Origin of the sequence: Pseudomonas sp. NPDC090208 (assembly GCF_044746785.1) — a bacterium.
Lineage (GTDB): Bacteria > Pseudomonadota > Gammaproteobacteria > Pseudomonadales > Pseudomonadaceae > Aquipseudomonas.
Map to the genome: position 1 here is coordinate 112,955 of NZ_JBIVCU010000018.1, position 22,588 is coordinate 135,542.

Consider the following 22,588-nt stretch of genomic DNA (forward strand, 5'->3'; position numbering starts at 1 on the left):
CGGTCGCGGGACAAGCCACGCTCCTGCAGATGTGCGTGCGCCAGTCATCACCCCAGATTGAACCGCGCCGTGTTGTCACTGAGTGCCCGGCTGCCCTTGCTCAGCGTATCCGCGGCACGATTCACCGCGCGCGCACCATCGAGCAGACGACCCGCGGCCTGATCGACCTGCTGGATATTGCCACTGACTTCGTCGGCGGTCGCAGCCTGTTCCTCTACCGCAGTCGCAATCTGCGCCAGGGTGTCGGTGACCCGTTGTACGGCACCGGCAATCTCGCCCAGACGCTGACCCAGGCCGGTCACCGACTGCGCATCGGTGACTGCCTGGCCGCAGGCGGCTTCCATCAGGCTCACGGCTTGGCTGACCGTCGTGCGCAGGCTGTCCACGGTGCCGGCGATCTGTGCGGTCGACGCCTGAGTACGTTGCGACAGGCTGCGCACTTCGTCAGCGACCACGGCAAAACCACGGCCCTGCTCGCCCGCCCGCGCGGCCTCGATCGCCGCGTTCAGCGCCAGCAAGTTGGTCTGTTCGGCGATGCCGCGAATGGTGTCGACCACCGACTGGATCTGCTGCCCCTGCTCACTGACGCGTCCCAGCGCATTGGCGGTGTCGCTGAGCTTGAGGTTGAGTTGTTGAATGCTCGCCGTGGTGCGCTGACTGTCGCGGCTGCTGTCCTCGGCGATACGACGGGTCTGTTGCGCGCTGCCGGAAGCGTCTTCGCAGCTCTTCGCCACACCCATGGAAGTGGCCGCCAGTTGCGTGGCCGCTGCGGCGATCTGGCTGATTTGCTGCTGTTGATCCTCGACTTCGTTGAGGGTGCTGCCGGACTGCGAATTGAGGGTCTGCACCGCCGAGCCAAGCTGCTGGGTTTCGTGATTGACGCCCAACAGGCTCGCCCGCAATTGAACCACCGCCACGTTGAGCGCCTTGCTGATCGCAGCCAGTTCGTCACGGCCGTCTACGGCCACTTCGACGCACAAGTTGCCGTCACGCAGCGACTCGGCCAGGGTGGTGATGCCTTGGGCGCTACGACGGATCGAGGCTTGCAGGCACATGAACAGATACAGCGCAGCCAGCGCCAGAATGCTGAATGTGGCCGCCACCGGCACGAAACGCGTGATCGCCTGCTCGTTGTAATAGTCCAGACGATTGTCCAGCGAGGTCAGCGACTGGTTACGCAACGCCGCGAGACTGTCGAGCATGGCGTCGACGCTGCGCTCGAAAGCGGCGGTGTCGAGTTTGATGGTGCCGCCGAAGACGCCGTCATCCAGCACCTTCAGCTCACTGTCCAGGCGCTGCAGGCTGTCTTCGTACTGTCGGCTCCAGGTTTCCATGCCGGGATAGGCCTTGGCCTTCAGCGACGCCACTGCCTTGACCAGTTGATCGCGAGCATCGCCGATGCGGCTGCGCAGGTCGCGCATCTGCAGGCGGCTTTGCAGAGAAAACTGCCCGGAAGCCACCGACGACTGGCCGATACTGGCCATGCGTCCGACACGTTCGAGAAGGTCCGGCGTCTGCTGGGTGGCGACTTGCATCAGCAAGTAGGTTTCCAGCCATGGGTCGAGGATCAGGCCGCTGTCCATGGCGATCTGCTCACGCAGGCTTTGCAGGGCAGTCAGCGCCGAGGTGAAACGGTCATAGCCATCGGGCCACCAGCCCACGGTGCGCAGCGACGCCGAATCCATGCCGGTGACCGCGGCTTGCAGGGTCTGGAAACGCGCCAGCGTGTCGGCGCTGGCATTGCGCGTCTTGAGCTCGTCGCCCAGCGCGGACAGGGTCTGGTTCAACTGCGGCGCGGCACTGTCGAGCGCGCCCATGGCCGCTTTTGCCGCCGGCGTAGGGTCGTGGAGGATATCGGCCGCCTTCCAGCGCGAAGCGCGGTTACGCTGGGCCGTCAGTTGCGCATCCAGCGCATCCAGTGCCAGCAATTGCCTGACGCCTGACTGCTCGGCAGAGATCACCGCCAGCTTGCTGCGATAGTCCTGCCCGATCATCCACAGGCTACCGGCGAGCGGCAGAATGAACAGAAAGAAAAGCACCTGAAACTTGCGCGCGAAGCCGAAACGCCCCAACAGGCGGATTCCCGGCGACAAAAGACTTTGCATGCCCGACTACTCCTCTGGACAACCCGCCACCGCAGCTTGTGACCACGGCGGATGTCGCCTCATCTTGTTACCGGCAAAATGCCATGTCTTTGTTTCGAAAACGATAGCCGCCCGTCCACTGTGGCGCAGATGCGCGGCATCCCGTCCATTTCGCGGTATGGCCCCGGAAGGGCAACACGTCTGGCAATGGCCCAAGCAAGAAGCGGACCGCTGGCACCAAGCCACTAAACAGGGCACGGGAAAGAAAGAGGTGCACGCAGAACGCACTGAAGTGGGGCAAAACCACTCAAGGTCTGCGACAAAGTTGTCACGGCGGTGACGGCGGGAACGTTTCGTCGGGCGCTCGCCCCGGGAAAAACCTAAGCGATTGATCACACGCAGAAAATTTTCAAAGAGATGCTTGACACATCTTCGATCCAGGGGAATAATGCGCGCCACTTGGCTACATAGCTCAGTTGGTTAGAGCATAGCATTCATAATGCTGGGGTCCGGGGTTCAAGTCCCTGTGTAGCCACCAAGTACCTCAACAAAGCCCGCCTTGTGCGGGCTTTGTTGTTTCTGGCCGTCAGGTTTTTGATGGCAGATTGCTGCGTTCACTCACGACATCACGTCACAACGCTGTCCTTATTTTTTTGAGGTCGAGTTCATGCGATTCACACTTCCTGCACTGGTTCTGGGTCTTCTGGTCACTCAAGGCGCAATGGCCGACACCACTGGCAGCGCGGTCGGCGGCGGTCTGGGCGGCGCGCTGGGTAACGTCCTTGGTCAGCAGATGGGTGGCAGCACCGGCGCAGCAGTCGGCGCTGGCGTAGCCGGCGCAGCCGGTGGCGCGATCGGCGCCAGCAAAGGCAACAAGACCCGCGCTGCCGTTGGCGGTGGCCTGGGCGGCGCAGCCGGCTCGCTGATCGGCAACAAGCTGGGCGGCAGCACCGGTTCGACCATCGGCGCCGGCCTGGGTGCCGCAGCTGGCGGTGCGCTGGGCAACAAGTCTGGCAAGAAGCACAAGCACGACTGAACCCTGTCCTGCGACATAGGTCAGTAGGATCTCGAAGCCCGGCCCAGCGCCGGGTTTTTCGTCTACAAAAATCCCGATTCACGAAGTAATGGATGCTCAATGTCTGATTTCTCTACCGATGCTGCTCCTGCCCTTTCCTCCCGGCAGGCCTACGAAGACGCCATCAACCTTTCCCAACATGTGCCACAGGCCAAGGCCATCAGCGAGATGGTGCTGGATGCCTTCCAGGGCGCCAAAGAAAGCGAACAGATTCGTGAACTTCGTGCAGCCATCCGTCAGGCACATGACCGCTTCGACGATGACCATGCTTACGAGTTGATGGGCCAGCTCAAGCAGCTCAAGGATGCCGAAGCCGCCGACATGGCCGCGCTGGCTGACCTGAGCACCAAATTCCCGATCAGCCGGATTCTTTCCAGCTACAAGGACGACCCGAGCTTCCAGGAACTGGTCTATGGCCTGGCCCTGAAAATCCTCAACCAGACTCACCAGGCCGTGAGCAACCCGAGCGGCGGCAAGAGCAAGGCCGCACGGGCGAAGAAAGACGCCGAAGTGTTCGTCATCAGCAAGGACGACGTCAGCGTCACCCTGCCCCTGCGCACTCCGCGCTCCAAGGCCAACGTCGACCGCCAGGCGTACGAGTTCCTCGGCTTCGTGTTTGTCGGTGAAGGTGACGAGGCGGAGTTGCAAAGCGAAGTGTTCATGGACAAGGACGGCAACGAACAACCGGCCACGCGCAAGAACATCGTGACCGCGATCCAGCAGCAGACTGCATTTGAAGGGTTCAGCGTCACGCAGCAGTAATTCGCTGTTACACGCCCAACTGTAGGAGCCGGCTTGCTGGCGAATGCGACAGACCAGACACTTGTTTGTCGACTGATCGAACCGGTTCGCCAGCAAGCCGGCTCCTACACAAAACCCTGCGTTTTCCCCGTCTGAACGTACTGCCCATCCCACGCATACCAGCTATGCACCCCACGCTATTCGCCCTGCCCCTACGGCCTCGCATACTCGTCGCCACGATGTAACCGCCTGCTCTCGCAGCGCTCGGTCATCTATCCAGATTCCAAAAACAACAGCGCAGCAGCGCGATGGAGTTGCTATGTCGTGGTACGGCAGTATGGCGCCCAGCCAGAAGCGAACGTTCTGGGCGTGTTTCATGGGATGGGCACTGGACGCGATGGATGTCCAGTTGTTCGCTTTCGTCATTCCCACCCTGCTCGCGGTCTGGGGCATGAGCAAGGCCGAAGCCGGCGTGATCGGCACCTCGGCACTGATCGCCTCGGCCATCGGCGGTGTGCTGGCCGGCCTGCTGGCTGACCGTATCGGTCGGGTCAAGGTGCTGAAACTGGCGATTCTGTGGTTCTCCCTGTTCACCGGCCTTTCGGCCTTCACCGATTCCTTTCATCAACTGCTGCTGACCCGCAGCCTGCAGGGCCTGGGTTTCGGCGGCGAGTGGGCGGCCGGTGCGGTGCTGATCGGCGAGGTGGTCGACAAGCGCATTCGCGGTCGCGCCGTGGGTTCGGTGCAGGCGGGCTGGCCAGTGGGCTACGCGCTGGCGGCGCTGGCTTACTGGGTCACCTTCAACCTGCTGCCGGACCACACCGCCTGGCGCGTGCTGTTTCTGATCGGTCTGCTGCCGGGCTTTCTGGTGCTGTGGATGCGCCGCAATATCGCGGAATCGGAAGCCTTCGAAGCCGCTGCCCACTACCGCGAGAAAACCTCGCTGTGGACCAACTTTGCGCTGATCTTTTCACCCCGCGTGTTCCCGCTGACCGCCATGGCTTCGTTGATGGCCGCAGGCGCTCTGGGCGGCAACTACACCATCCTCACCTGGCTGGTGACGTACCTGCGAGAAACCCAGGGCCTGACCGTGAGCATGACCACGCTGTACCTGGCGGTGAACATCTTCGGCTCGTTCTGCGGCTACGTCGGCATGGCCTACCTCAGCGACTACCTGGGCCGGCGCAAGACCTTCGCCCTGTCCGCCGCCGGTGCAACCCTCACGGTTCTGGTCTACACCCAGTTACACCTGCCGATGTGGAGTCTGCTGTTGCTGGGCTTTCCGCTGGGCCTGTTCCAGTCCGGGATCGTCTCGGGCATGGGCGCCTGTTTCACCGAGCTGTTCCCGGCGCAGATTCGCGGCACAGCGGGTGGTTTTTCCTACAATTTCGGTCGCGGTATCGGCGCTCTGGTGCCGGCCGGTGTCGGCCTGACCAGCGCGTCATTCGGTCTGGCGGCGTCCATCGGCGTGTGGGCGGCCTGCTCATACGTGCTGGTGTTCCTCGTCGCTCTCGTTCTGCCGGAAACCCGTAACAAGGAACTCGAAATCCATGTCTGATTCCAAGCAACCGCGTAATGGCGGCCAGATTCTCGTCGAAGCGCTGATCCGCAATGCCGTCGACACCCTTTACTGCGTGCCCGGTGAAAGCTACCTGCCGGTGCTCGATGCGCTGCACGACACACCGTCGATTCGCACCATCGTCACCCGCCACGAAGGCGCCGCGTCGAACATGGCCGACGCCTACGGCAAGCTGACCGGCCGCCCCGGCATCTGCTTCGTCACCCGTGGCCCCGGCGCGACCCACGCCAGCAACGGCGTACACACCGCCAAACAGGATTCGACGCCGATGATTCTCTTCGTCGGCCAGATTGAAAGCGCCTTCAAGGGCCGCGAGGCGTTCCAGGAAGTCGATTACGTGCAGATGTTCGGTGGCCTGGCGAAATGGGCGACCGAGATCGACAGCATCGAACGCATCCCGGAAATCGTCAGCAAGGCGTTCATCATCGCGATGGCCGGCCGGCCCGGCCCGGTGGTGGTGGCCTTGCCGGAGGAAGTGTTGTTCGGTTCGGCCGACGTGCAAGACGCAGCCCCCGTGCGCATCACCCGCGCCGCACCGGACGCTGCCGCTCTCAATGAGATGCGCGAGCTGCTCGCAGCGGCCAAACAGCCGCTGGTGATCGTCGGCGGCACCGGCTGGGACCTCGAAGCCACCCAGGCGCTGCAACGCTTCGTCCACGCCAACCATCTGCCGGTGGCCGCGTCGTTCCGTCGTCAGGACCTGTTCGACAACCGCGACCCGCATTACGTCGGCCAACTGGGCCTGGGCACCTCGCCCAAGCTGTTGGAGCGGGTGAAGAACAGCGACCTGTTGCTGGTCATCGGCTCACGCCTCAGCGAAACCGTGTCGCAAAGCTACGCGCTGATCGAAAGCCCGACGCCGAAGCAGCCTCTGGTTCACGTCCATCCCGATCCACAGGAACTGGGCCGCGTGTACAACGCACGCCTGCCGATCCTGTCGTCGCTGGCCAGCTTCGCCCACGCTGCCGCAGCGCTGGCACCGGTCGACAGCAGCGCCTGGAAGGGCTGGACCGACGCCGCCCGCGCCGACTATCTGGAGCACTCCACGCCGCCGCTGCCGCATCCGCAACTGGTCGGCGTCGATATGGGCTCGGTGGTCGCGCACCTGAACGAAGTGCTGCCTGACGACGCCGTGATCACCAACGGCGCCGGCAACTACACGGTCTGGGTCCACCGCTTCTATCGCTACCGTCGACCGGCCACCGAGCTGGCGCCTACCAACGGTGCCATGGGTTACGGTCTGCCGGCGGCCATCGCGGCCAAACTGCACGATCCGCAACGAAACGTGATCTGCTTTGCTGGCGACGGCTGTTTCATGATGTACCCTCAGGAGCTGGCCACGGCGATGCAGTTCAACGCGCCGATCGTGGTCATCGTGGTCAACAACGGCATGCTTGCGACCATTCGCATGCATCAGGAGCGTGAATACCCGGGACGAGTGTCGGCCACCGAGCTGGTCAACCCGGATTTCATCGCCCTCGCCCAATCCTTTGGTGCCCATGCCGAGCGGGTCGAACGCAGCGAGGACTTCCCGGCAGCGTTGCAGCGTGCGCAGAAATCCGGCGTCGCGGCGCTGATCGAGTTGCGCGTCGATCCACGGCAGATCACACCCCAGGCTCGTCTTGAATAAGAGGTGTAGCAATGCAGATTCTTGGTGAAACGATCATCGGCCAACGTACCGTGCGCGGCCAGGGCGGCGAAGTATTCGCCCTCGCGGCCGCCACCGGCGAGCAGCTGACACCGGCCTTCGGCGCCAGCACGACAGACGATGTCCATGCTGCCTGTGAACTGGCCGAAGCATCGTTCGACGCCTACCGGCAACTGAGCGATGACCAGCGTGCCGGCTTCCTTGAAGCCATCGCCCAGGGCCTGCTCGATCTGGGTGACACGCTGATCGAGCGTGTCCATGTGGAAAGCGGCCTGCCTCAGGCTCGTCTGCAAGGCGAACGCCTGCGCACCGTCAACCAGCTGCGGCTGTTCGCAACGCTGCTGCGCGATGGGCGCTGGCATGGCGCGGTGGTCGACAACGCCCTGCCGGAGCGCCAGCCGCTGCCACGCGCCGACCTGCGTCAACGGCGCATCGGCGTCGGTCCGGTCGCAGTGTTCGGCGCCAGCAACTTCCCGCTGGCGTTCTCGGTGGCGGGCGGTGATACCGCTTCGGCGCTGGCTGCCGGTTGCCCGGTGATCGTCAAATCGCACCCGGCGCATCTGGGCACCAGCGAGCTGGTCGGCCGGGTCATCCAGAAAGCCGCGCGCGATACCGGCATGCCGGAAGGCGTGTTTTCGCTGTTGATCGACAAGGACATCAGCGTTGGCCAGGCGCTGGTCAGCCACCCGCGTATCCAGGCGGTGGGCTTCACCGGCTCGCGCCGTGGCGGTCTGGCGCTGGTCGCCGCTGCCCAGGCGCGCCCGGTGCCGATTCCGGTGTATGCCGAGATGAGCAGCATCAACCCGGTGTTCCTGTTGCCCACCGCTCTGTCCAACCGCGCCGACAGCATCGCCAAAGGCTTCGCCGACTCGCTGGTGCTGGGTGCCGGCCAGTTTTGCACCAACCCCGGCATCCTGCTGGCGCTGGAAAGCGAGGCGCTGGAAACGTTCGTTTCTGCGGCTGCCGCAGCACTGGCCGACAAGACACCGACCACCATGCTCACGCCAAACATTCACGGCGCCTACTGCAATGGCCTGAACAACCTGCACAAGGCCGCCGGTGTGACGCTGGTGGCCGAAGGGCGCGAGCCTGAAGGGTCATTCCAGGCACGGCCGGCATTCTTCCGCACCGATTCGGCGACCTTCCTCGCCAACCCGGCGCTGGAAGACGAGAACTTCGGCCCGAGCGCCTTGCTGGTGGTGTGCAAGGACACGGCGGATCTGCAGAAAGTCGCGGCGAAATTCGACGGTCAGTTGACCGTGACCCTGCACTTCGACGACGGCGACCAAGCCATTGCCCAGGCCCTGATGCCGACGCTGGAGCGCAAGGCTGGACGGATTCTGTTCAATGACTTCCCGACCGGCGTCGAGGTGAGTTATTCGATGGTCCATGGCGGGCCGTTCCCGGCCACATCGGACAGCCGCAGCACCTCGGTCGGCGCCACCGCCATCGACCGTTTCCTGCGTCCGGTGTGCTACCAGAACGTGCCGGATTCGCTGTTGCCACCGGCCTTGCAGAAATCCAACCCGCTGAACACCTGGCGTCTGGTCGACGGCGAACTGGTCAAGGACTGACCGCCGCGCCAATCAGCGTCGCCCCCGGCCACGTGCCCTGCTCGACCATGTCGGCGGCACGTTGCCGGATGATCTGCGTCACCGCCCACAAACCGTCGGCGGTGACGCGGTTCTTCGGCCAGACCATCGCCACCGTGCGGCGAATTTCCGGGTCTTGCAGCCGGTAACTCTTCAGCCTTCCAGCCTTCACTTCCTCGATCACCGCCGCCTCCGGCAGCACCGTGCAGCCGCAGTTTTCCAGCACCAACCGCTTGGTGATGGAGATCGAGCCGTCGCATTCCAGGGCAATGTTGGCGGAGAAACCGTAACGGTTGGCCAGCGACTCGACCATCATGCGCAGGCCGTGATGGGTGCTTGGCAGAATCAGCGGGATGTCACCCAGATCGCGCACGGCAATGGCATCGCCCAGCAGTGGATAACTGGCCGGCGTGATCAGTTGCACGCCTTCGCTGAGCAGCGGGTCGTACTGCAAGGCGCCAGGGTGTTCGGGCAGATAGAGGATCGCGATGTCCACCGCGCCGTCACTGAGGCGATTGAGGATGTCTGAAGCCAGACCTTCGACAAAGTGCACTTGGGTCAATGGGTAGCGTGCTTTCAGGGCGTGGCCCAGACTGCCGAACAGAATCCGCGCGATGGTCGGCTGCGCGGCGATACACAGCTTGGCCGGCCCTTGCTCGGCACTGTCACGCATCGCCCGTTCGGCTTCGATCAGGGTGTCGTTGAGCGTGTTGGCATAACCCAGTAGCTGCCGTCCGCGCTCGGTCAGCGTCACCCCGCGCCCACTGCGATGAAACAGCCGCACGCCCAGTTCGGCCTCCAGCAGGCCGACCCGACGGCTGACCGTCGATTGATCGGCCCCCATCTCCATGGCAGCGCGGGAAATACTGCCGCTTTTGGCAACCTGGGCGAACAGGGCGAGATCGTCTGAGTTCATGGGAAGCCTTTGTCTTTGTTATGAGTAGAGTCCTGACCAAACCACTGACAGGTCACCCAGTAGAACCTTGTGGGACCTGACGGATTTCGACACACCACCACAGACCTGTGGGAGCGGGCTTGCCCGCGAAAGCGTCGAACCTGCCACGCCTATACTGTCTGAGCTGACGCCTTCGCGAGCAGAGCTCCCTCCCACGGGATTTGTGTTGGTTCCGGGAATCAGGCACGCCGCAAAACCTTATGGTTTACGACCGCCCCAGCACCTTGCCGTCCACACTGTCACCGATCACCAGAAAATGCCCACCCGCCACGTGGTGCAGTGTGCGCAATTCATCGTGGCCTTCGAAATGCCAGCGACCGTCGGAGAACACGCGCTCGTCGGCATACGCCGCGATCACCTCACCGATGAACAGGTCGTACTGGTTCTGGTTGTGCGGCTCCGGCAGCAGGCGGCATTCCAGCCACGCCGCGCAGCCTTCCAGCAACGGCGCTTCGGTGTGTTCGCCAGAGAAAGTTGCCAGCTGATAAGCGCTGAATTTGTCGACGTCCTGTTCTTTGGAAATCTCCAGCCCCGAAGTCGAACCAACGGTTTCGACGATATCCACCTGGCTGACCGTTGGCACGTTGAGCACGAACGTGCCCGAACCCTCCAGCAACCGTCGCGTCCACACCGACTTGTCCAGCACCACCGTGACTTTCGGCGGCTGGAAATCCAGCGGCATCGCCCACGCCGCCGCCATGATATTGCGCTGGCCGTTGTGAGCAGCGCTGACCAGCACGGTCGGGCCGTGGTTGAGCAGGCGGTAGCATTTGGCGAGAGGAACCGGGCGGCGGTGAATGGCGGTCATGGAGGGCGTCCTGAGCAAAGAAATCTGTTCAGGAAATTACAGGGTTTGCCGCCGCAGGAAAACGCCGATCAACCCTTCGCTGCGCAAACTGTCGCCTCGCTGAACCGCAGACGAATAACCCTTCCCTCTTGCCTCTGAAAAGTGATGTAATACTATAACAAAACATTTCAGGCATGCTCCTTGTGAAATCTGCTCCCCGACTTTCCCCGAACATCGCGACTTCCGCCCTCGCTCAGTCCGCCGGCAAGCGGGTGTTGCTGTCCCTGGCGCTGTTGGCCTTGCTGTGGGTCGGCATTGCCTGGGCGGTGGCGATCCCATGAGTGCAGCCATCGACCTGCATGACCTGACCGTGACCTATGAGCGGCGTCCCGCCGTGCATCACGTCAGCGGACGCTTCTCCGCCGGCAGCCTGACCGCGATTGTCGGCCCCAACGGCGCCGGTAAATCGACCTTGATCAAAGCCATCGCCGGCACCCTGAAACCGGCCATCGGCCGTGTCGATCGCGGCAACCTCGCGACCCGGCATATCGGCTACCTGCCGCAAGCCGCCGAGATCGATCGCAGCTTTCCGCTCAGCGTCGCCGACACCGTGCTGATGGGCGCATGGCGCGGCATTGGGGCGTTTAGCCGGATCACCGGCAAGCACGCCGAACAGGCGCGGCAGGCCTTGCAGGCGGTCGGTCTGGAGGGTTTCGAGCAGCGCAGCATCAGCTCACTGTCATCCGGGCAGTTTCAGCGTGTGCTGTTCGCCCGCCTGTTGTTGCAGGACGCCTCGGTGATTCTGCTGGACGAGCCGTTCACCGCCATCGACGCCCGCACCACCCGTGACCTGTTGCAGCTGATCCGCACTTGGCACGGTCAGGGTCGCACCGTGATCGCCGTGCTGCATGACATCGAGCAAGTGCGCCAGCATTTCCCCAGCACCCTGCTGCTCGCGCGGGAAACCATCGCCTGGGGTGACACCGCCGAGATCCTCCACGCCGACAATCTGCGCCGGGCCAAGAACATGGCCGAGCACTGGAACCCCGACGCCCAACCCTGCGACGCCGATGAGGAGGTCACGCTGTGACGCTGTACAGCCTGGTGATTCAACCCTTCGTCGATTTCGGCTTCATGCGCCGCGCGCTGGTGGCTTGTCTGGCGCTGGGCATTGGCTCGGGGCCTGTCGGTGTGCTGCTGATGCTCCGTCGCATGAGCCTGGTCGGTGACGCCATGAGCCACGCGGTGTTGCCCGGCGCGGCGGTGGGCTTTCTGTTCGCCGGTCTGTCATTGCCGGCCATGGGTTTTGGCGGCCTGATCGCTGGCCTTGCCGTGGCGCTGCTGTCGGGGCTGGTCAGCCGCTTCACCACCCTGCGCGAGGACGCCAGCTTCGCCAGTTTCTACCTGACTTCACTGGCGGCCGGCGTGCTGATCGTGTCGCTGCACGGTTCCAACGTCGACCTGCTGCATGTGCTGTTCGGCACCATTCTGGCCATCGACGATCAGGCGATTTACATGGTCGGCGCCATCGCCTCGTTCACCCTGATCCTGCTGGCGCTGATCTATCGCCCGCTGATCCTGGAATGCTTCGACCCCGGTTTCCTGCGCGCAGTGGGCGGGCGCGGCTCGCTGTATCACGTGCTGTTTCTGCTGCTGGTGGTGCTCAATCTGGTCGCCGGCTTCCAGGCCCTCGGCACGCTGATGGCGGTGGGCATGATGATGCTGCCGGCCACCGTGGCGCGGTTCTGGTCAAGTTCGCTGACCGGCATGATCGTGATCTCCACGGTGGTCGCGACCCTTTCCGGTTTCATCGGCCTGATCGTCTCGTATCACGCCAGCGTTGCATCCGGGCCAGCCATCGTGCTGACCGCCAGCGCCTTCTACCTGTTCTCGCTGTTCTTTGGACGCGGCGGTTTTCTGCGCCGTCTGTTTCCGAGGGTTCACCTGTCCGGCTGATCGTTCTCTTACCGCAAGGAAATCACCATGAAACGTTTGACGCTTCTGACCGCCGCGCTGGCGTTGTCGGGTATGGCCAACTTCGCCCAGGCGAAAACCCTGGAAACCGTCGCCTCCTTCACCGTCATCGCTGACATGGTGCACAACGTCGGCGGCGATCATGTGCATGTCACCTCGCTGATCGGCCCCAACGGCGACCCGCACGTCTACGAGCCCACGCCCAATGACGCCCAGGCGCTGAAGAAAGCCGACGTGGTGTTCGTCAGCGGCCTGCACCTGGAAGGCTGGCTGGATCGGCTGATCACGGCATCAGGCTACAAGAGCGAACCGGTGGTGCTGTCCAACGGCATCATGACCCGCAGCATGGAAGAAGACGGCGAGAAGATCACCGACCCGCACGCCTGGAACAGCGCGGTGAACGGCGTCGTGTATGTGCGCAACATCATCAAGGCGCTGCAGAAAGCCGACCCGGACAACGCGGCCGACTACAAGGCCAACGGTGACAAGTACATCGCCCAGTTGCAGGACATGGACGCCTATGCCCGTGCGCAGATAAACGCCATTCCTGCCGCTCAGCGCAAGGTGCTGACCTCCCATGACGCCTTCGGTTATTTCGGTGATGCCTACGGGGTGACCTTCCTCTCGCCGCTGGGCTTCTCCACTGAAACCGAAGCCTCGGCGGCCGATGTCGGCAAGCTGATCACGCAGATCAAACAGGAACACGTCAGCGCCTATTTCTTCGAGAACTCCGGTGACCCGCGTCTGGTGCAACAGATCGCCAAGGCCAGCGGCGCGCACCCGGGCGGCGAGTTGTACGTGGAATCGCTGTCTCCCGCCAACGGCCCGGCCAGCAGCTACGTGAAGATGTTCCGCTACAACGTCGACAAGATGACGGCGGCGATGAAGGGGCAATAACCCCACCGCAAAGGCGCTTTTTAGCTGGATGCACACTTGCCACTGTAGGAGCTGGCTTGCCCTGCGACCTGCCGCGAAGCGGCAGTAAACCCGGTAAACGCGGTATGACTGATACACCGCGTACCCTGAATTTACGACTGCTTCTCAGCCGGTCGCAGGACAAGCCAGCTCCTACAATTGCCACCGCCCCGTCTCAACTCACCCACGCGCTCGCACATGAGATAGAAATCATCCTGTGGGAGCGAATTCATTCGCGAAAAATATCCCGGCTCACACGATTTTGTTGCCCGAAACACCGCATCGCGAATGAATTCGCTCCCACAAAAGGGCATGATGCCGCGACCTCAACTCACCCACGGCTCTGCGCTGTCCACCTCCCCAACGCGGTTGCGCAGGAGACAGAGATCCCCTGTGGGAGCGAATTCATTCGCGAAAAATATCCCGGCTCACACGATTTTGTTGCCCGAAACACCGCATCGCGAATGAATTCGCTCCCACAAAAGGGCATGATGCCGCGGCATCAGCTCACCCACGGCTCTGCGCTGTCCACTTCAATCCCATACCGTTCGATCACCTGCGCCGCGACCTCGGCAGGCACCCTGCCCTGCTCGATCAGCGTCGTCACCGCCGCCAGCACGATGTGATAACGGTCAACCTCAAAGAAGCTGCGCAGGCGCGCTCTGGTATCGCTGCGACCGAAGCCGTCGGTGCCAAGTACCGTGTAATCACTGCCCACATAGGACGCGATCAATTGCGGCAGCGCACGCACGTAGTCGGACGCGGCAATGACAGGCCCCCCGTCCGGCAGGCATTGCTCAAGATGACTGATCCGCCGCGTCTGTTGAGGATGCAGCCGGTTCCAGCGCTCGACTTCGCGGGCCTCTCGCGCCAGCTCGGTAAAGCTGGTCACGCTCCAGATCTCGCTGTCGATCTGCCAATCCTGCGCCAGCAGCTCAGCCGCAGCGATGGCCTCGCGCAGAATGCTCCCGGCGCCCAACAGCCGCACCAGTCCCTGGCCGCCCTCGACCGCATGGCCGCCAAAGCGATACAAACCGCGAATCACGCCCTGCTCGGCACCGGCCGGCAATGACGGCTGGGCATAGTTTTCGTTCATCAGGGTGACGTAATAGAACTCGTCGACATCCTGTTCCAGCATCCGTCGCATGCCGAGGTCGAGGATCACCGCGACCTCGCCGGCAAACGCCGGGTCGTAGGCACGGCAATTCGGCACGGTGGCCGCCATCAAGTGGCTGGAACCGTCCTGATGCTGCAAGCCTTCGCCCCCCAGCGTCGTACGCCCGGCCGTGGCGCCGAGCAGAAAGCCCCGCGCACGCTGATCGGCAGCGGCCCAGATCAGATCGCCAACCCGCTGAAAACCGAACATCGAGTAGTAGATGTAGAACGGCAGCATGCGCAAACCATGGGCCGAATAACTCGTTGCCGCCGCCACCCAGGAACTGATCGCGCCCGCCTCGCTGATGCCTTCCTCAAGAATCTGGCCGTTGGTGGCCTCGCGATAACTGAGGATCGAGCCGATGTCCTCCGGTTCATAGCGCTGGCCGACGCTGGAATAAATGCCGATCTGTTTGAACAGATTGGCCATGCCGAACGTGCGCGCCTCGTCGGCGACAATCGGCACCACACGCGGACCGAGCTGTTTGTCCTTGAGCAGGCCGCCAAGCATGCGCACGAAGGCCATGGTGGTCGACATTTCCTTGCCATCGGCCTCTGTGGCGAAACCACCGTAACCCTGCAACGGCGGCACGGGGACCGCCGTGGCGGTGTTGCTGCGAGCAGGCAGCGAGCCGCCCAGCGCCTCACGACGCTGGCGCAGGTATTTCATCTCGGCACTGTCGTCAGCGGGCTTGAGGAAGCTCAACTGCTCGGCCTGTTCATCGCTGAGCGGCAAATGGAAACGGTCACGGAAGTTGATCAGCGCTTCGCGGTCCAGTTTTTTCTGCTGGTGCGTGGTCATCTTGCCCTGCCCGGCTTCACCCATGCCGAAACCTTTCTTGGTCTGGGCGAGAATCACCGTTGGCCGGCCCGTGTGTTGCTTCGCCGCGTGATAGGCCGCGTGAATTTTCACCAGGTCATGGCCGCCGCGCTTGAGCCGGTCGATCTGCTCGTCGCTCAGCCCCTCGGCGAGTTTGCGCAGCGCCTCGTTCTGGCCAAAGAAATGCTCGCGGTTGTAATGGCCGTCCTTGGCGGCAAAGGTCTGAAACTGGCCGTCGACGGTCTGCGACAACGCACGCACCAGCGAACCATCGGTGTCGCGGGCAAACAGCGGATCCCAGTCCGAACCCCAGACCAGCTTGATCACGTTCCAGCCCGCACCGCTGAACAACGCCTCCAGCTCGTCGACGATGCGCCCGTTGCCGCGCACCGGGCCGTCGAGGCGCTGCAGGTTGCAGTTGACCACCCAGGTCAGGTTGTCGAGGCCTTCACGCGCCGCCAGGGTCAGCGCCGACATGCTTTCTGGCTCGTCCATTTCGCCATCGCCGAACACGCCCCAGACGTGCCGCGCCGCCGTATCCTGCAAGCCGCGATGTTGCAGATAGCGCATGAAGCGCGCCTGGTAGATCGAGCTGATCGGGCCGATGCCCATGGAGCCGGTCGGGAATTGCCAGAAGTCCGACATCAGCCACGGGTGTGGATAACTCGACAGGCCACGGGCATTGGCCTTGAGCGCGCCGATTTCCTGCCGGTAGTGGGCCAGATCGTCCTCGCTCAGGCGCCCTTCAAGAAACGCCCGCGCATAAATGCCCGGGGCTGAATGCGGCTGGAAGAACACCAGATCGCCGCCGTGACCCGCATCGCGAGCGCGGAAGAAATGGTTGAAACCGACTTCAAACAGGTCGGCGGCGCTGGCGTAACTGGCAATGTGGCCGCCCAGCTCACCGTAGGCCTGGTTGGCCCGCACCACCATCGCCAGCGCGTTCCAGCGCATCAGCGACGCCAGTCGTTCTTCGATGGCGAGGTCGCCGGGAAACGCCGGTTGCTGCGCCAGCCCGATGGTGTTGATGTACGGCGTGCCGTGGGCCGGGCGCCAGCCGATCTGCGGATCGCGGGCCAGTTCGGCGAGGCGGTCGAGGATCTGCCGCGCCCGCTCGGCGCCTGCGTGATCCAGCACCGACATCAGCGCCTCCTGCCACTCGGTCATTTCCAGGTCATCGTCATGAAGTTGTGCGGCGGCATTGCGGGAATCGAACTGGCTCATGGACACCTCCGGTTACATGAGCAAAAGTCTATGCTTCGTCGCGCAGATTTAATGACCGATCTGCGCGACGCATTTAACCTTCTACAGCACGAATAACTTTAAAAACGGCGAATTGAAGCACGATGAACTTCGACAGCATTGACCTGAAAATCCTTCGCGAACTGCAACGGGACAGCAGCCTGTCCAACGTCGAACTGGCGAAACGGGTACACCTTTCGCCCTCACCGTGCCTGGCCCGGGTCAAGGCACTGGAAGCCTCCGGCTGCATCCGCGAGTACGTCGCCCTGCTCGCCCCCGAGCACCTGGGGTTGCGCCTGAACGTGTTCATTTCCATCAGCCTCAAGGAACAGAGCCGCGAGGCGTTGCAGAATTTCGAGCGCCGCGTGTGCGAGTGCGAAGAGGTGATGGAGTGCTACCTGATGACCGGCGACGCCGACTACCTGTTGCGCGTGGTGATGGCCGACATGCAGGCGCTGGAGCACGTCATCATCGAGCGATTGTCGCCGATGCCCGAGGTGGAAAAGATCCGCTCCAGCCTGTCGCTCAAGCAGGTGCGCTACAAGACCGCGCTGCCGCTGCGCCCCTGACGCTGCCGGCATGAAATGGCGAACCCGGCCCAGTTCCACCGGTCAATCTGACTATGCTGTGCAACAGCGTCCCCTTTTACCGCAAGGATCCTGAATGACTTCACTTTGCTTCGCGCCCTTTCAGGACCTTGCCGACCGGCTGATCCCGCACACGCTGGCCGAACGACTGGATGGCTCCCACGACCTGTCGCACCTGCACCGGGTCTGGCGCAATGCCTGCGCGATCCGCAACAAGGAAGGCGGCGACCCGCAATTGCTGTTCGCAGCGACCCTGCTGCACGACTGCGTGGCGGTGGAAAAGAATTCGCCGTTCCGCTCAAGCGCCTCGCGCCTGGCTGCCGCCAAGGCCAGAGAACTGCTGGCAGAAATGGGCTGGGACGAAGAACGCATCGAAGCCGTCGCCCACGCCATCGAGGCTCACAGCCATTCGGCGAACATCCTGCCCATCAGCCTGGAAGCGAAAATCCTCCAGGACGCCGACCGTCTCGACGCCCTCGGCATGATCGGCGTCGCCCGGCTGTTCTATGTTTCCGGACGCATGGGCAGCCACCTCTACGACCCAGCCGATCCCCAGGCACAACACCGCGCCCTGGACGACAAACGCTTCGCCGCCGACCACTTCCGCACCAAACTGCTGACCCTCGCCGAAGGCTTTCAGACCGCTACGGGCCGCCACATGGCGCAGGTCCGGCATGAACGGGCCGAGCGCTTTCTGCGGGAGTTCATGGAAGAGGCTGGTGGCTGACCCGTTCGTCAAAAAAATCTTCCATTCGTCCCGAAACCACAACAAATCTGAAATATTTCCCTGAGATGTCACAAAGACATCACGGAACCTCTCTATAACCGAGTCTCCGATGAATTCGTCGATGGGATTGGTCAGTGTGAAAAGGTTATTGCGTGGTGCGTTCGGTCCTTCGTCCAGGCCGGCTTTTCTGCGGCGTTTCAGAATCGCTCAGCGGCTGGTGTTGTGTTTCGGCATCACGGCGCTGTTGCTGGTGGCGCTGGGCGTGTTCTGCCTGCTGCAGATGCAGAGCATCCGCGATCAGGGCGAGGCAGTGGAAAGCGGTTCGCTGCCGAGCATCGCCATGGCCGACGCCATTGCCATCGACCTGATCAAGCTGCGCGGCGAAAGCGCCCGCCTGATTGCCAACGCCGATGACCCGAGCGCGGTGGTGACCAGCAAGATCAACGTCGAGCAATTGAAAAACGAGGTGGAAAAAAGCTTCAGCGATTACCTCGCCCACTCCAAGGACAGCACCGAGCGCGACTCGATCAAGGCGCTGCAGGATGCCTACTCCGCCTTCATGCCGGGTCTGCATGACGAGATCAGCCTGATCGAGCAGAACAAACTCAATGACGCACGGATGCTGCTGAACACCTCACTGAGCCTGCAGGGCGACCTGATGGACATGCAGGTGCAACTGCTGCGCGAACTGAACAAACAAAGCGCCGCCGCGGCCGTCGACACCGCTGGCAGCCGCTTTCAGCAAACCCGCATCATCGCCGTCAGTGCCGTGGCCGTCGCGTTGATCCTGACCCTGCTGCTGGCCTGGCGCCTGAGCCTTTCCATCATCCGCCCGCTGCGCCAGTCGCTGGACATCGCCAGCACCATCGCCAAAGGCGATCTGAGCCCGCAGCCGATTCCGGAAGGCAAGGATGAAACCGCGCAACTGCTGAAGATGCTCGGCCAGATGCGCGCCAACCTGCACGGCACCATCGACCAGATTTACGCCGCCGCCAGCCAGCTGAGCCAGTCGGTCCAGGAGATGGGCGCCATCGCCGAGGCCAGCGCGAAGAACCTGCAGATGCAAAACGATGAAATCGAACAAGCGGCCGTCGCGGTCAACCAGATGAGCCAGGCGGCAGTGGAAGTCGCCGACAACGCCAGCAACACTTCGACCGAATCCAAGGCGTCCAACGAAGCCGCCGCCGAAGGCCGCCTGCGCCTGACCGGCACCATCGATTCGATCAAGGAACTGACCGGCAACGTCCTCGATTCCTCGCACCAGGCCGATGGCCTTGCCGAGCGCACCTTGAGCATCAGCAAGATTCTCGAAGTGATCCGCGCCATCGCCAACCAGACCAACCTGCTGGCCCTGAACGCCGCCATCGAAGCCGCCCGCGCCGGTGAAGCCGGTCGCGGATTCGCCGTGGTCGCCGATGAAGTGCGCTCGCTGGCCCAACGCACCAGCGCTTCGACCACAGAGATCGAAGGCCTGATCAACAGCGTGCAGCAAAGCACCCAGGAAACCGCCGAAGCCCTGCGCATTACCGCCGCCCAGGCCAGCCAGACGCTGGAGCAAGCGGCTGCGACCAGTCAGGCATTGACCGTGATCATCAGCGCCACCTCGACCATCAGCGACCGCAACGTACTGATCGCCAGCGCTGCTGAACAACAGGCCCAGGTCGCCAACGAAGTGGACCGCAACCTCAGCAGCATCCGCGATCTGTCGACTCAGTCGGCCTCGGGCGCGCAGCAGACCACCGTAGCGAGCAACGCCCTGGCGATGCTGGCGACCGACCTGAACGGCATGGTTCAGCGTTTCGTTTTGTAGGTGTGTAGAAGCGCTCATCTGTAGGAGCGCGGCTTGTCCCGCGACCTGCCGGGAACCGGCAGTAAATCCTGAGAACACGGTATACCTGATCCACCGCGTGCCCAGGATTCAAGACGGGTTCCCCGCCGCTCGCGGGACAAGCCGCGCTCCTACAGAATTTCCGCCAACAGATTCCCAGCCCATGCCCAAGTGTTTCATTATCGAAACACATCCGCACAGACGGATGCCCACGCCAACAAGGACATGCGCATGACAAAAACCGCCGTACTGAATGCCGCTCTGGCCGCCCTCACCTTGAGCCTCACCGCCCACGCTGACGTCGATGTCGAACTGGGCAGCCACGAACGCGTCACCCGCCTCTTCGCTTACCCCAACAACTGCAACGTGATCTGCTTCCGTGACTGGACGCTGGAACAGACGGTCGAGCATTACCTGAACCAGAGCGTAAGGCGCGACGGCTACAGCGCCGCCACCGTGCGCGTCACCCGTGACAGCGACCGCCTGCGCGCGCACATCACCGGCGTACCGGACGGCTACGGCAAGCCGCTGAAGGATCTGCTGGACGCCGGCGACCACGCGTACGATGGCGCGAAGAAGCTCAACGCTGACGGCAAGTGGGCCTACAACTGGTACCTGTTCCTGCCGCTGGGCATGGCGCTGGACAACCGCAAGAGCGTCGAGTTGCTGCACTTCCCGCCGGACTATTCGCTGACCCAGGCGCAGGATTATCTGCGCTCGGCCACCACCGATCGCTGGGCAGCGCTGTTGACCGACAACGGCATTCCGGCCACCCAGACGCCTGCTTACCAGACCATCATCGACATCGCGCCGATTGCCGCACCAGCCAGCGCCGGCAGCGACCTGGAAGGCGTCTACGGCTATTTCCAGGACTATCAGACGAGCATGGTCAAACAGATCAGCCAGACCGCCGCCGGCACGTCGCTGCCGATGGTCGCGTTCGGTGCGCCGGTGCGTAACTGGATCAAGCAGCAATACGGCGCCACGGTCGCGGTGCTGGGCTTGGCAACCATCAGCCCGACCACCGGGCAGAACGTATCGGTGCTGGGTTCGAACCACCCGAGCTACATCTGGTATGCCGCCGACAAGAGCAACTACGGCGGTGATGAAGCCAAGGCCGATGCGGCCGGCTTGAAAGTCATGGGGCAGGATTTGAGTGCGGCCTGCTGGCAGGCCGGCATGGGCCAAAACCCGAGCGGTGACGCCGCCGCCTTGTTGAAGCAATGCACGAACAACTGGCAGGTCACCAACAAGGTCGAAACCTGCAAGCTGTTCTACACCTCGATCCGCAACCTGACGCCGGATCAGGCGGCTGCGAAATGCCGCACCGGCAATGTTTCGCGGGAGCTGCAACAGCTGCGCAAGCCGCTGCCCGAGATGATCAAGAAAGCCAGTCTGTGAGGCCGACCGTCATGCCGACGGGGTTAACCCCGTACACATGATCGCCACAACACCTGTGGGAGGGAGCCCTGCTCGCGAAAGCGTCCGTTCAGCCACCTCGATGGTGAATGTCCCCGCGCATTCGCGAGCAGGGCTCCCTCCCACGGACTCAAGCCTCTTCACTCGCCCAATGGCCGCAACCGATACTGCGGCGGCAGTTGCTCGAAACCGCTGATGGTCGTGTTCAGGCTCTTCCAGCGGCCATCCTTGATGCCATAGATGCAACCGTGGATCGACAGTTTCTGCCCGCGGTGCCAGGCGTTCTGCACGATGCTGGTATGGGCGACGTTGGCCACCTGCTGGATCACGTTCAACTCGCACATGCGGTCGACGCGCTCTTCTTCGGTCGGCAGCTGTGCCAGCACCTCGCGGTGCTCGTAATACAGATCGCGAATGGTCCGCAGCCAGCCGTCGATCAGACCGAACTGGCGGTCCTGCATCGATGCACGCACGCCGCCGCAACCGTAGTGGCCGGTGACCAGGATGTGTTTGACCTTGAGTACATCGACCGCGTACTGGATCACCGACAGGCAGTTCAGGTCGGTGTGCAGCACCACGTTGGCGACGTTGCGGTGGACGAACAGATCACCCGGCAACATGCCGACAATTTCATTGGCCGGGACGCGCGCGTCCGAGCAGCCGATCCAGAGGTATTCCGGCGTCTGTTGCCGGGCCAGCTTGGCGAAGAACTCGGGGTCTTCTTCCTTGATGGCTGCAGCCCAACGTTCGTTGTTATCGATCAGATCTTGTAGTTCGTTCATACGTTGATGCCTCGGAAATGATGCCCAGCTATGACAGGCCTTCAGCCCTTCAGGTCACGCCGGTTTGCCACTACCGACTGGCAAACCGACTGAATCTTCATCCAAGCGCCCGGTCCACCGCTCAAGACCGCCCACAACGAGGATTGATCATGAACGATTCACGCCGGCCGTTCGGCGCCACTCAGCCCGAACCCATCGATGACAACGAAGACCGTATGGGGTCGATGGAAGAACTCAACTTCAACGACAATAACGAACCCAGCGCTCGGATTGGTGACACGATCCCCGAAGATGAGCTGGATAACTATATTCCCGACGAACGTGTGCGCGAAGCCGGACTGACCGGCGCATCCGTCGACGATCACGACCCGACCGACGATGACATGAGCCCGGAAAACCTGATTGACGAAGACGGTGCGCGCTCGCCCCGGGAACGCGGCGAAGGCGGCCCTGCCGACTTCGAGTTGAGCATCGTCGATGAAGATGAAATCGGCGCGGGAGGCGGGCTGGACGAGGAGGAAATGGCGATCTTCGATCCGCTGGATGGCAAGCCGGATCTTTGAAACAGCCCGAACGGCAACACTTGCCCCGTGGGAGGGAGCCCTGCTCGCGAAAGCATCGGGTCAGTCAACGCAGCATTGCCTGACCTGACGTATTCGCGAGCAAGGCTCCCTCCCA

At 62.8% G+C, this 22,588-nt stretch carries 19 protein-coding genes and 1 tRNA gene; 15 read left to right on the forward strand and 5 right to left on the reverse strand.

Translation table 11 applies throughout. The annotated features are described in order from the left end of the window. Positions 1-47 precede the first annotated feature (47 nt). Positions 48-2,105 (reverse strand): methyl-accepting chemotaxis protein, encoded by a 2,058-nt coding sequence (locus tag ACIPL0_RS25270; protein WP_400600289.1) that lies wholly within the window; start codon positions 2,103-2,105, stop codon positions 48-50. Between the two features lie 440 nt (positions 2,106-2,545). Here ACIPL0_RS25270 and ACIPL0_RS25275 point away from each other — a divergent pair. The 6 genes from ACIPL0_RS25275 to ACIPL0_RS25300 all read left to right on the forward strand — a co-directional run bounded on the left by ACIPL0_RS25275 (position 2,546) and on the right by ACIPL0_RS25300 (position 8,701). Next, positions 2,546-2,622: transfer RNA gene (locus ACIPL0_RS25275), tRNA-Met, on the forward strand. 129 nt (positions 2,623-2,751) lie between these two features. Further along, positions 2,752-3,120 carry a glycine zipper domain-containing protein gene (locus ACIPL0_RS25280; RefSeq protein WP_400600287.1) on the forward strand — a complete coding sequence of 123 codons (369 nt, stop codon included), beginning with the start codon at positions 2,752-2,754 and terminating at the stop codon, positions 3,118-3,120. 99 nt (positions 3,121-3,219) lie between these two features. Then, a complete protein-coding gene (locus tag ACIPL0_RS25285) occupies positions 3,220-3,921 on the forward strand; it encodes a hypothetical protein (RefSeq protein ID WP_400600285.1) in 702 nt (233 codons plus the stop codon). A gap of 298 nt (positions 3,922-4,219) precedes the next feature. After that, positions 4,220-5,458 carry an MFS transporter gene (locus tag ACIPL0_RS25290; protein ID WP_400600284.1) on the forward strand — a complete coding sequence of 413 codons (1,239 nt, stop codon included), beginning with the start codon at positions 4,220-4,222 and terminating at the stop codon, positions 5,456-5,458. Further along, entirely contained in the window at positions 5,451-7,109 is a 1,659-nt protein-coding gene (locus ACIPL0_RS25295; RefSeq protein WP_400731617.1) for a thiamine pyrophosphate-binding protein, read from the forward strand. The genes ACIPL0_RS25290 and ACIPL0_RS25295 overlap by 8 nt, the downstream gene beginning before the upstream one ends. Before the next feature lie 11 nt (positions 7,110-7,120). After that, positions 7,121-8,701, forward strand: a complete 1,581-nt coding sequence (locus ACIPL0_RS25300) for an aldehyde dehydrogenase (NADP(+)) (RefSeq protein WP_400600280.1) — start codon at positions 7,121-7,123, stop codon at positions 8,699-8,701. Here ACIPL0_RS25300 and ACIPL0_RS25305 read toward each other — a convergent pair. Then, on the reverse strand, positions 8,691-9,635 hold the full coding sequence (locus tag ACIPL0_RS25305; protein ID WP_400600278.1) for a LysR family transcriptional regulator: 945 nt from the start codon (positions 9,633-9,635) through the stop codon (positions 8,691-8,693). The genes ACIPL0_RS25300 and ACIPL0_RS25305 overlap by 11 nt on opposite strands. A gap of 244 nt (positions 9,636-9,879) precedes the next feature. Continuing rightward, on the reverse strand, positions 9,880-10,482 hold the full coding sequence (locus ACIPL0_RS25310) for a flavin reductase family protein (protein WP_400600276.1): 603 nt from the start codon (positions 10,480-10,482) through the stop codon (positions 9,880-9,882). Positions 10,483-10,664: 182 nt separating this feature from the next. On the opposite strand from ACIPL0_RS25310, the gene ACIPL0_RS25315 reads away from it, so the two are divergent. From ACIPL0_RS25315 to ACIPL0_RS25330, 4 genes are read left to right on the forward strand one after another with little or no spacing between them, the layout of a single operon-like run. Further along, positions 10,665-10,802: a hypothetical protein gene (locus ACIPL0_RS25315; RefSeq protein WP_400600274.1), complete on the forward strand. Its 138-nt coding sequence runs from the start codon at positions 10,665-10,667 to the stop codon at positions 10,800-10,802. Beyond that, on the forward strand, positions 10,799-11,551 hold the full coding sequence (aztA, locus tag ACIPL0_RS25320; protein ID WP_400600272.1) for a zinc ABC transporter ATP-binding protein AztA: 753 nt from the start codon (positions 10,799-10,801) through the stop codon (positions 11,549-11,551). The genes ACIPL0_RS25315 and aztA overlap by 4 nt, the downstream gene beginning before the upstream one ends. Continuing rightward, positions 11,548-12,417 carry a metal ABC transporter permease gene (locus ACIPL0_RS25325; RefSeq protein ID WP_400600270.1) on the forward strand — a complete coding sequence of 290 codons (870 nt, stop codon included), beginning with the start codon at positions 11,548-11,550 and terminating at the stop codon, positions 12,415-12,417. The genes aztA and ACIPL0_RS25325 overlap by 4 nt, the downstream gene beginning before the upstream one ends. 27 nt (positions 12,418-12,444) lie before the next feature. After that, a complete protein-coding gene (locus ACIPL0_RS25330) occupies positions 12,445-13,332 on the forward strand; it encodes a metal ABC transporter substrate-binding protein (protein WP_400600268.1) in 888 nt (295 codons plus the stop codon). Between the two features lie 520 nt (positions 13,333-13,852). Here the strand turns inward: ACIPL0_RS25330 and mdeB are convergent. Further along, complete coding sequence (gene mdeB, locus ACIPL0_RS25335) at positions 13,853-16,549, reverse strand: alpha-ketoglutarate dehydrogenase (protein ID WP_400600266.1); 2,697 nt, start codon at positions 16,547-16,549, stop codon at positions 13,853-13,855. A gap of 122 nt (positions 16,550-16,671) precedes the next feature. On the opposite strand from mdeB, the gene ACIPL0_RS25340 reads away from it, so the two are divergent. From ACIPL0_RS25340 to ACIPL0_RS25355, 4 genes are all read left to right on the forward strand, one after another. After that, entirely contained in the window at positions 16,672-17,136 is a 465-nt protein-coding gene (locus ACIPL0_RS25340) for an Lrp/AsnC family transcriptional regulator (protein WP_400600264.1), read from the forward strand. A gap of 94 nt (positions 17,137-17,230) precedes the next feature. Next, on the forward strand, positions 17,231-17,881 hold the full coding sequence (locus ACIPL0_RS25345; RefSeq protein WP_400600262.1) for an HD domain-containing protein: 651 nt from the start codon (positions 17,231-17,233) through the stop codon (positions 17,879-17,881). A gap of 187 nt (positions 17,882-18,068) precedes the next feature. Further along, positions 18,069-19,691: a methyl-accepting chemotaxis protein gene (locus tag ACIPL0_RS25350; protein WP_400600482.1), complete on the forward strand. Its 1,623-nt coding sequence runs from the start codon at positions 18,069-18,071 to the stop codon at positions 19,689-19,691. A 249-nt stretch (positions 19,692-19,940) separates the two neighbouring features. Then, positions 19,941-21,110: a hypothetical protein gene (locus ACIPL0_RS25355; protein WP_400600260.1), complete on the forward strand. Its 1,170-nt coding sequence runs from the start codon at positions 19,941-19,943 to the stop codon at positions 21,108-21,110. Positions 21,111-21,268: 158 nt separating this feature from the next. Here the strand turns inward: ACIPL0_RS25355 and can are convergent, their stop codons facing one another. Continuing rightward, positions 21,269-21,910, reverse strand: coding sequence for a carbonate dehydratase (can, locus tag ACIPL0_RS25360; protein ID WP_400600258.1), 642 nt, complete (start codon positions 21,908-21,910; stop codon positions 21,269-21,271). 149 nt (positions 21,911-22,059) lie between these two features. On the opposite strand from can, the gene ACIPL0_RS25365 reads away from it, so the two are divergent. Further along, the gene (locus tag ACIPL0_RS25365) at positions 22,060-22,473 is read left to right on the forward strand and encodes a serine kinase/phosphatase (protein WP_400600256.1); all 414 of its coding nucleotides are present in this window, start codon (positions 22,060-22,062) and stop codon (positions 22,471-22,473) included. Positions 22,474-22,588: the final 115 nt, after the last annotated feature.